Origin of the sequence: Enterobacter sp. SECR19-1250, assembly GCF_013391025.1 — a bacterium.
GTDB classification, from domain to species: domain Bacteria; phylum Pseudomonadota; class Gammaproteobacteria; order Enterobacterales; family Enterobacteriaceae; genus Enterobacter; species Enterobacter cloacae.
The window spans coordinates 1-8,337 of sequence record NZ_JACASJ010000156.1 but is presented as its reverse complement, the minus strand read 5'-3'; the positions used below and the strand labels follow the sequence as shown (position 1 = coordinate 8,337).

The following is an 8,337-nucleotide window of genomic DNA, read 5'->3' as shown; positions in this document are numbered from 1 at the left end:
GCGGGTTAGTTCGGGTTCGTCGAGCGGCAAACTCGCCGAAACCGGGCGGTAACTGATCTTCGCAGGAACAGTCACCAAAACAGTACAGTCAGTTTAGCTGCTTCAAACTGGCTTCTTCAAGCGAAAAAGTTACTTTTTCACTCTTACGTTCCTGCGAACTCCAGTTACCAGTGGCTGCTGCCAGTGGCGTTTTACCGTGCTTTTCCGGGTTGGACTCAAGTGAACAGTTACCGGATAAGGCGCAGCAGTCGGGCTGAACGGGGAGTTCTTGCTTACAGCCCAGCTTGGAGCGAACGACCTACACCGAGCCGAGATACCAGTGTGTGAGCTATGAGAAAGCGCCACACTTCCCGCAAGGGAGAAAGGCGGAACAGGTATCCGGTAAACGGCAGGGTCGGAACAGGAGAGCGCAAGAGGGAGCGACCCACCGGAAACTGTGGGGATCTTTAAGTCCTGTCGGGTTTCGCCCGTACTGCCAGATTCATGGTTGAGCCTCACGGCTCCCACAGATGCACCTAAAAAGCGTCTGTTTATGTGAACTCTGGCAGGAGGGCGGAGCCTATGGAAAAACGCCACCGGCGCAGCTTCGTATTATTTTCTCTCTATGCCTGTTTGCCCTGCTCGTGAGTCCGCAGCGCCCGCCGCAGTTTCACGGCCGGAGCGTAGCGACCGAGTGAGCGAGGAGGCGCAATATCTCCCGTTTTTGCCTACGGCCACCGGACGCGCTGATGTGACATTTTGCTCCTGATTAAAGCCTTTCTGTTCCCTGTCGATAAATCATCAGGATAGGTGAAGTATGTCGGTTTTCTGATACACATTTTACGTTAACCTATCTCTGTTTCTTTTTCTCCTTGCGGAGAAATGCAAGTCATCCCCGCTAGGGCGGGACTGACTTCAGGGGTAAATCCCCTGCTTACGCTGGCTGAACGCCACCGACGCAGCGTCTTTACCCCTCTTTCTGTCTTAGCCCGGCTGGACGCCGGTCACGCCAGAAATTCACCCGGCCCCCGTCAGGCTCACGCCTGACCACCCACAAAAATCCACGGTGCTGGACGCACCTGACGAAGCAGCAAAGCTGCTCCTGATTTTATGGGTGGTCAGCCGCTCGCTGTCGCTTACTCTGACGGGGGCCGGAACACCGGAAAAGACAGCACTGGGGTGCCGCCTTTTCCTCTCGCACGCTGTGGGCGTGCTCGTTGTTCCTCCGGGGCTGCGCCTTTTCCGCATGGGGCGGAAAGAGGCTGGCCTCCGTGGCGAGCGCTGAACGCTTTCACCACGGACGTGAACGCCGCCGCCATGCCTTGGGGCATGTCGTCAGCTTGCGCAGATGGGCTGCGCATCACGCCGGTAAATCCGTCGTCTGTAGGAGAGAGGTTGCATGTTGAATACGGATTCGCTTGCCTGGCAGTGGCATATCCCGGAGCTGGCCCGGCAGATTTACCCGTGGGTCAGCTGGCTGTACCGGGAGTATTACGGTCTGGCCGGGGCTTTTCTGGTTATCGGCCTGTTTTTCGGTCTGGCTGAACTCTGGGCCGGACGGATGCGTTTTGTGGGCCTGAGCCATAAGGAGCGGCGGGAGTATGCCGATCGCTATAAGCGCGATAATGACAGGGCTGCGCCATTTTCGGTGCTGGCCTCGCTGGATTCTCCCGGGCGGATGGTCAGGGCTCGTCGACATGTCTGGAACTACGCGTACTGGCTGACCGGCGCTGCCGGTCTGGTTCTGCTGGGGGGGCTGGTTGTCGCCGTGTTTATCGAGAGCTGGGGAGAAACGGTGTTGCGTCCGGGCTACTACGCGAATGCCGATTATTACCTGCTGCAACCCGCTAATCTGTTCGGGATAGCCTGGTGTGCCGGTGGTCTGGTCGTCGGGATACTTCTGGCGCGGCTACTGGCATTCCTGCTGCTTGACGGTCATTTTGCGGCCGCTGACGAGGCGGTCAATGCAAAACTGAATCAGGAGAGCCGGCGCAGCAGCCAGCGCACCGGCGAAATGACTGACGTGCGCCACCTGCATTTCGGGGAGCCGGTGCCGGTCAACGCGCTGGCCGATTTTTCCACGGAGCAGGCCCGGCAGCAGCAGGTGGTGTTCCTGGGTAAGGACGAGGACGGCCAGCCGGTGCGGGTTCCGCGCGAGGCGTGGCGCAAGACCAATATTCAGATCCTCGGCCTACCCGGGAGCGGCAAGAGCGTGATGGCCACCAACGCGCTGATCCGCTGCGTGCGCGATTTTGGCGATGCGGTGGTGTACTTCGACCCGAAAGGCGACGCATGGGCGCCACACGTCTTTCGGGCGCACTGCCCGGACTTCACCCTGCTGGACCTGCGGCCGGGGAAACCGGCGCAGCTGAACCTGTTCCGCGACCTTGACCAGTACGCACTGAAAAATCTGCTGGTTGCCGGGTTTAACCTGGCGGAAACCGGCGATGTGGCCGACCACTACCGCATCAGCGAGCAGAAAGCGGCGAAGCTTATCGCGGAGCAGTTCCCGCACGGCGCGAACATTCAGCAGGTGCTGGCGGCGGCGTATGCGCTGCCGGAGGCGCTGAAAAAGGACGTGAAGGGGCTGATCACCAAGCTGGAGAACGTCGCGGACCTGAGCGTCCTGCAGACGGATTCCGGTATTGATGTGGCGGGGATTATCAACGGCGGCGGCTGTCTGTACGTCATCGGATCGATGGACGACGAGGCGGTGATCCGGGTGCAGAAAATGCTGTTTGCCCGCTGCGCGCAAATCATCATTGCGCGGGACGAGTTCCGCGCGTGGCCGCACGTCAGCGTGATGCTCGATGAAATCAAATATCTGCTCTCGAAGTACGTACTCAACGCGCTGGGGACGCTGCGCAGCCGGGACTGTAACCTGCTGCTGGCTCACCAGTCGCTGGGCGACTTCGGCCAGTGCGGGCAGGATCTGCCCGCTGATTTTGTGAAAACCACGGTACTGGATAACACGCCAATCCGCTGGTTCTATCGCGCGGCCAGCCAGGAGTCCGCGCAGTGGGCGGCCGGACAGACCGGGGAAATCCGGGTGGACGTGGAGCGCCGCCGGGCCAGCCGGGAGGCGGGGAACGTGGAGCACATCAGCGGGGACAGCTTCATCCAGAAGGAAGCGCGGCCGCTGTTCGACGTGAACACCCTGCAACACCTGCCGGACGGGTTCGCGGTCATGACCGGGCTGGGCGTGGCGCGGCTGGCGTTCAGCAGCCCGCTGCGGGTTGATCGCCGGGAAATTCCGCTGAAAACCTTCCCGGTGCTGGCGAAAACGGACCCGCTGGCGGAGTACCAGGCTGAGGCAGTGCGGCAGCGCCCGGGTGACGATGATTTTGCGGGGCTGTACTGATGGCTCTGGAGCAATACAACGTCAGCCACGCGAAGCGACAGGCGCGGAACGCGGAGAAAACCCGGCTAGTCCTGCGGTGGCTGCGGGACGAACTCTGCTCGACGGCTGAAACCGTAGCCCGTCTGCTGGGGATCGGGGCGGTGCAGCCGGTTTACCGCTTTCTGGACAGCCTGGTGGCGAAAGGACTGCTGGCCCGGGCGAAATACCCGGTTGACGGTCGTCAGGTCAGCGTGTGGGGGCTGACCCCGCACGGCGTGGCGTTCTCGTTCGACGAGGACGAGCCGCTGACGGACGTTATTCCGTTTCAGCCCTCGCGGGTGTCGGCGGCGCAGCTGCCGCACCGGCTGGCCGTGCAGTCCCTGCGTCTTGATATGGAAGCCAGAGGGGCCACCGGCTGGCGCACCCTGCACCGCCTGAGTCTTAAAGGTATGAAGGTGCCGGATGCGCTGGCAGAGCTGGACGGTAAAACGGTGGCGTTTGAGGTGGAGCGCACCGTCAAGAGCCGTCGCCGGTATCAGGAAGTGGTGTCCGGGTATCTGTTCAACCGTAAGGCGAACGGCATCGATGAAATCTGGTACATCTGCCCCGACCGGCCGACGCTTGTCCGGGTACAGCGGGCGATTCTGGCGGTGGATGAAATCGTGAACCCGCAGACCGGCGAAGCCCGCAAAACGGCGGAACTGGACCGGGAGAGGCTGTTCGCGTGCTTTAAATTTATGACAACAGAGTGAGGGATTATGGCGCTGTACATGGTTTTTATTGAGGATGTGGAAGACAAAGACGGCGAGCGCTGCATTATGCCAACCAGCGAGCATCTGGAAGACATGGCGGTCATGGCCTGGCAGACCGGGGCATATGTATTCCGGTTTGAAGATCAGGCCCAGCATCTGGCGATGATGAAGTTTATCGGCATGTATCACGAACGGCTGAACAGCGATGACAAAGCCACGTATTACTTCACCGGCAAAAATCCGGCGTGGGAACGTGATAAACCGTCCGGAATGAAGCTGTGTGATTATCTTTACCGCAAGGTTGAGCAGTTCGCCATCGAGAACGGCGTGCAGGTACTGGACGCAGGGAAGTACACCCCGGAGCAGATCGGCGCGATGATTGACGTGGTGAGTGAGCGGCACGGTGAGAGTGCGGTGAACGAGAAGCTGAAAGCGGAGCTGATGCGAGAGTATAACAGCCGGTATTTTAACGAGCCGGTGCCCGTATTGCCGGAGGATAAACCCGCCCGCCGGTGGTGGCCGTTCGGCAAAAAATAAACGCCAGCACCGGCCATGCCGGTGCTGTTATTCTTCCCCGAGCTTACCCCGCATTACCAGCCAGAGTTTTTCCGCATCCTCGTGAAGTCGTTCGCACATGTCGGCCGGGTCGTCCATGTCCAGCTCGTTCAGCTTTTCCAGCAACAGCAGCGACTGATCCCTGATGAATTTTGCCATGTTGAGGGCGGTTTTTTCCTGCTTCGTCATGATTTTTTCCCTTCCGGGCATGGTGTGCGCCAGTCGGGTATACTGTCTCAAAAATAGCGGGGTGAGACAATGGCGTGGGTGACGGTGAGACAGGCGACGGAACTGACGGGGAAAGCCCGGAGTTCCCTGTACCGGGATATGGCGAAAGGCCGCGTATCATACCGGACGGAGGCTGATGGCGGTCGGGTTGTGGATACCAGCGAGCTTATCCGGGTGTACGGTGAGTTAAGACAGGGTGAGACTCACGAGCGGGACGGGTTGAGACTGCCAGATGAGACTGAAAAAACGGCCTCTGAAGCGTTGATCGCGGAGATAAAAGCACTCAGGGAGGAGGTGGCCGGGTTGCGGCAGGAAATGCAGGCCATGAGACTGCTGGAACACAAACCGGAGACCGTAGAGACACCGGCCGAAACGCCGCGCCGGTGGTGGCATTGGGGAAAACGCTGACGCGCTGCGCTTGTCCAACCGGCGACGGGCACGCAATGAATTGCGCCCCTGTCACCGGTTATTAGCGAACGGTATGGGGATTCTGGCGCTGGCCGACCACGGCCAGAACCCGGACTTTCTGCGCGGGGTCGTCCACTTCATAGAGGACATGTTGTCCCATCAGGCTGATCCGGCGAACGTCTTCGCCATAACGTGAGTCCACTTCGTAGAGGCGCGGGAAGTCCGCCAGTTTGTCCGCAGCAGCGAGAACCCGGTCGGTAACGTTCTGCGCATCCCACAGCGATGAATTTTCCGCGATATAGTCAAACAGTGTCGTTACATCTTCGATGGCTCCCTGCTTCCATTCCACGTCATACGGCATCGCGCAGTTCCTGATAACGGCCATGCAGGCGCTGGCGGAGTTGTTCCGTGGTCATGCCCGGACGCGTGTCAGCACGGGCGGCGGTCACTTTGGCGCGAACCTGATCTTCATACTCTGCCTGGGCCAGTTCTTCGTTAGCCAGGCGCTGCAACAGCGCAGCTTTGTCCGGGCCACCTTCCGGCAGTATGCGGGGCAGGCTTTCAGCCAGTTCCCGAAGAAAGTTGGCGTTTTCGTAGTGTGTCGTGTTGCTCATTGCGGAGCCTCCCGGGTTAATGCGGCAATATGAAAAAGTTTAGCAGGAGGCGGCCTGAAAGAATATGCTCGTGTCAGTCAGGCTGATGAAGCAGAAAGTCGGTAAAAAAGGGCTTACGGCATCCATTTTACGTCAAATCCCATGCCATGCAGTTACGTGCATAGCCATGCGTTCAGGTACAATTTATCCGGCGCGTTTCCGGGGGTGTTGCGGGTGGTTTGTTGTCTGTTTTATCGGTTTCCCGTCAGAAATGCCCTCAGAGGCTCTCAGGGGGTGCGGGCAACGGATGTTATGGTAAATGACGGGATTGTGAGGCATCCAGCTGACGATTTTTGCGTCAACTTTTCGCTGTATGTTTAAACATGAGTTTAACATTAGCGTCATCTGATAGCGCTGTTGCTAATTTCATCTACCCGACAGGTAATTTCCTTGTAAATCAAGCGCGAAAGATCAGCAAAAAAGCTATGTGTGCGCTTATGGAATAGGGTAGAATAAGGGATTCTGATGATCGTGAGGTTGTCAGTGAAAAACGAGGCAGCTATCAGATCTTCGGCCTGAGAAACTAAGGATTCTGATAGCTGCCGGTGACTCAGTTCGCGAAAACTGAATCTTACCTGATCAACAAACGCCCGATTAGGGCGTTTGTCAAGTGGTGCTGCATTATGTAGTAACTTGGTACCGACTTGCCAGGCATTTTTCACAGTTTTTTGATGTGCGAAGGCTCATCCGGACACCGTCACCTGTTATTTATCCTCTGTAAACAGGTGCTATAAATGCAAAAAGTAACCGATCTGTATCCTCCTGAAATTGCTCGCCATAAGCTCCAGAATCACTTCGCCGGTAATACCGTTATGCTGGAGTTAATCCAGAAACTAAATAAAACCAGCCTGTGTACTTTTGCGGCGCTCTGTGACGGCAACGTCGTGACCACTTCCGGCTATAACATTACGGCCGATCTGTGTGTTAACCGTGCGTCAGCCGTGGCCCATTCGCTTAAGCAAAAATATCTGCCGGTTACGGCCAGAACGATTTCGACTAAGGCCGATGTAGGTGGTGCGGTAAAGCAGGCGGCTTTCTGTATCGATGAAGACGATCTTGCAAGGCTGAAATCAGAGCCGGAAAAGATGATGAAAGAGTGCGAACGTAACCTGAACAGCCAGAAGCGAACCAATGCTCAGAAGGAAATGAGTCGGTTGTACAAGGAGTTTGGTGAAGACGGCATACTGGCGCTGTTACGCAATGTTGCCCGGTCGAACGGTACACCGCCGCCAGGCGCACACCCTGCAAGCTGATACCAGTAAAGCCCCTCAGGGGCTTTATTTTTAAGGTTTTCTGGATGCCGCCAGCTCTTCATCTGTCAGCTGATCTCGGTGCAGATAGTTCCCTTTTACCGGCGGTGGTGTCACCAGTTTTGCTTTGCCTTCTTTCGGATCGTATATCGCCACAAGGCCGGTAATGCTTCCTTCCTCAGTCAGTGCCCATGCAGCAAGCTGATAAACGATCACCGGATAATCAGACTGGTCGGTAAAATGACGAAAATACCAGTCCTGTGCGGGGATGAGTTGCTTAAAGTTCATGTATTAGCTCCTTCACCATTCCGCTTTTGTGTCTGCAATGACATAGGGTTTCCACGTCGGTGATTTACACGGGCTTTCCGGGTAATGTGGCGGAAATGTATTGTCTCTGGAGTGGGCATTTACCGTCACTTCACGATTACATTTCGTGCATTTGTAGATCCCCGAGTGTGGAACTTCATCTCCGGCTGAAAATCGCTTACCGAAGAAGTCATCGCTGGCGTTTGTTGCCAGTTCATTCAGCGTTTTTTTCTGTACTAAGGCCATTCTGCTTTCCTTCCCATCGATATTTTTCGGGCATTCTTACCCATTTTATAAATGTGGTCTTTGTGGCGTTTTTTCAAGCGGCTGAGTTTTGGTTAAGTCAGGATTATGAGTATGATGGCGTGATTTTAACCATTTAAAGTACAAGAAATTAGTATGGAGAAGCAGTACACCAATGAACTGACCGCGGAGATTCTGGCCGGAATGGATCAATCACCTTTTACTCCTGAACAACTGGCTGCGATGAGCGATGAAGCACGCGCGTTGATTGAGGAGCAGGAGGCATTCTGCCATGCGCATCCGGTGACGACCATTTACCGACTGGCGGTGGCGGGCTGTCTGACCCGGCGCGGTGGTACCGGCGATGAGTTCAATCCGAACCCTGAGGAAGGCCATAAAATCCGGCTGGAGAACGGGTTGTGGGTCAGCGTGCTGACTGAAGGTTGTACCGTGACGTATCCTGATGGCACGCAAGCCCGGATTCTGTAGGATCTTAAAAAGATCCACTTGAGATCGTTTACCACTGCGCGTAATCTCTTGCTCTGTAAACGAAAAAACCCGCCGTAAGGCGGGTTAGTTCGGGTTCGTCGAGCGGCAAACTCGCCGAAACCGGGCGGTAACTG

Annotated in this window: 11 protein-coding genes; 6 read left to right on the top strand and 5 right to left on the bottom strand. The window is 56.7% G+C overall.

The window, feature by feature from the left end; all coding sequences use genetic code 11:
* Positions 1–1,378: 1,378 nt before the first annotated feature.
* From HX884_RS24425 to HX884_RS24415, 3 genes are read left to right on the top strand one after another with little or no spacing between them, the layout of a single operon-like run.
* Entirely contained in the window at positions 1,379–3,340 is a 1,962-nt protein-coding gene (locus HX884_RS24425) for a type IV secretory system conjugative DNA transfer family protein (protein ID WP_044704830.1), read from the top strand.
* Positions 3,340–4,071 (top strand): replication-relaxation family protein, encoded by a 732-nt coding sequence (gene mobC, locus HX884_RS24420; protein WP_008321412.1) that lies wholly within the window; start codon positions 3,340–3,342, stop codon positions 4,069–4,071. Before HX884_RS24425 ends, mobC begins: the two co-directional genes overlap by 1 nt.
* Positions 4,072–4,077: 6 nt before the next feature.
* Positions 4,078–4,608 (top strand): hypothetical protein, encoded by a 531-nt coding sequence (locus HX884_RS24415; protein WP_044704832.1) that lies wholly within the window; start codon positions 4,078–4,080, stop codon positions 4,606–4,608.
* Positions 4,609–4,635: 27 nt separating this feature from the next.
* Here the strand turns inward: HX884_RS24415 and HX884_RS24410 are convergent, their stop codons facing one another.
* Positions 4,636–4,815 (bottom strand): Rop family plasmid primer RNA-binding protein, encoded by a 180-nt coding sequence (locus tag HX884_RS24410; RefSeq protein WP_032934837.1) that lies wholly within the window; start codon positions 4,813–4,815, stop codon positions 4,636–4,638.
* 69 nt (positions 4,816–4,884) lie between these two features.
* Between HX884_RS24410 and HX884_RS24405 the strand changes: the two genes are divergently transcribed.
* Positions 4,885–5,262, top strand: a complete 378-nt coding sequence (locus tag HX884_RS24405) for a hypothetical protein (RefSeq protein WP_008321415.1) — start codon at positions 4,885–4,887, stop codon at positions 5,260–5,262.
* 61 nt (positions 5,263–5,323) lie between these two features.
* Here HX884_RS24405 and HX884_RS24400 read toward each other — a convergent pair whose 3' ends face one another.
* Positions 5,324–5,623 carry a type II toxin-antitoxin system RelE/ParE family toxin gene (locus tag HX884_RS24400; RefSeq protein ID WP_009365129.1) on the bottom strand — a complete coding sequence of 100 codons (300 nt, stop codon included), beginning with the start codon at positions 5,621–5,623 and terminating at the stop codon, positions 5,324–5,326.
* Positions 5,613–5,876: a hypothetical protein gene (locus HX884_RS24395; RefSeq protein WP_000072676.1), complete on the bottom strand. Its 264-nt coding sequence runs from the start codon at positions 5,874–5,876 to the stop codon at positions 5,613–5,615. Before HX884_RS24395 ends, HX884_RS24400 begins: the two co-directional genes overlap by 11 nt.
* Before the next feature lie 773 nt (positions 5,877–6,649).
* Here HX884_RS24395 and HX884_RS24390 point away from each other — a divergent pair.
* Positions 6,650–7,168: a hypothetical protein gene (locus HX884_RS24390; protein ID WP_044704828.1), complete on the top strand. Its 519-nt coding sequence runs from the start codon at positions 6,650–6,652 to the stop codon at positions 7,166–7,168.
* A 30-nt stretch (positions 7,169–7,198) separates the two neighbouring features.
* On the opposite strand, the gene HX884_RS24385 is transcribed toward HX884_RS24390, so the two are convergent.
* Both HX884_RS24385 and HX884_RS24380 read right to left on the bottom strand, forming a co-directional pair.
* Positions 7,199–7,453: a hypothetical protein gene (locus tag HX884_RS24385; protein ID WP_008321408.1), complete on the bottom strand. Its 255-nt coding sequence runs from the start codon at positions 7,451–7,453 to the stop codon at positions 7,199–7,201.
* A gap of 12 nt (positions 7,454–7,465) precedes the next feature.
* Positions 7,466–7,717 carry a hypothetical protein gene (locus HX884_RS24380; RefSeq protein WP_008321409.1) on the bottom strand — a complete coding sequence of 84 codons (252 nt, stop codon included), beginning with the start codon at positions 7,715–7,717 and terminating at the stop codon, positions 7,466–7,468.
* Between the two features lie 153 nt (positions 7,718–7,870).
* Here HX884_RS24380 and HX884_RS24375 point away from each other — a divergent pair, with 153 nt between their 5' ends.
* The gene (locus HX884_RS24375; protein ID WP_008321410.1) at positions 7,871–8,203 is read left to right on the top strand and encodes a hypothetical protein; all 333 of its coding nucleotides are present in this window, start codon (positions 7,871–7,873) and stop codon (positions 8,201–8,203) included.
* Positions 8,204–8,337: the final 134 nt, after the last annotated feature.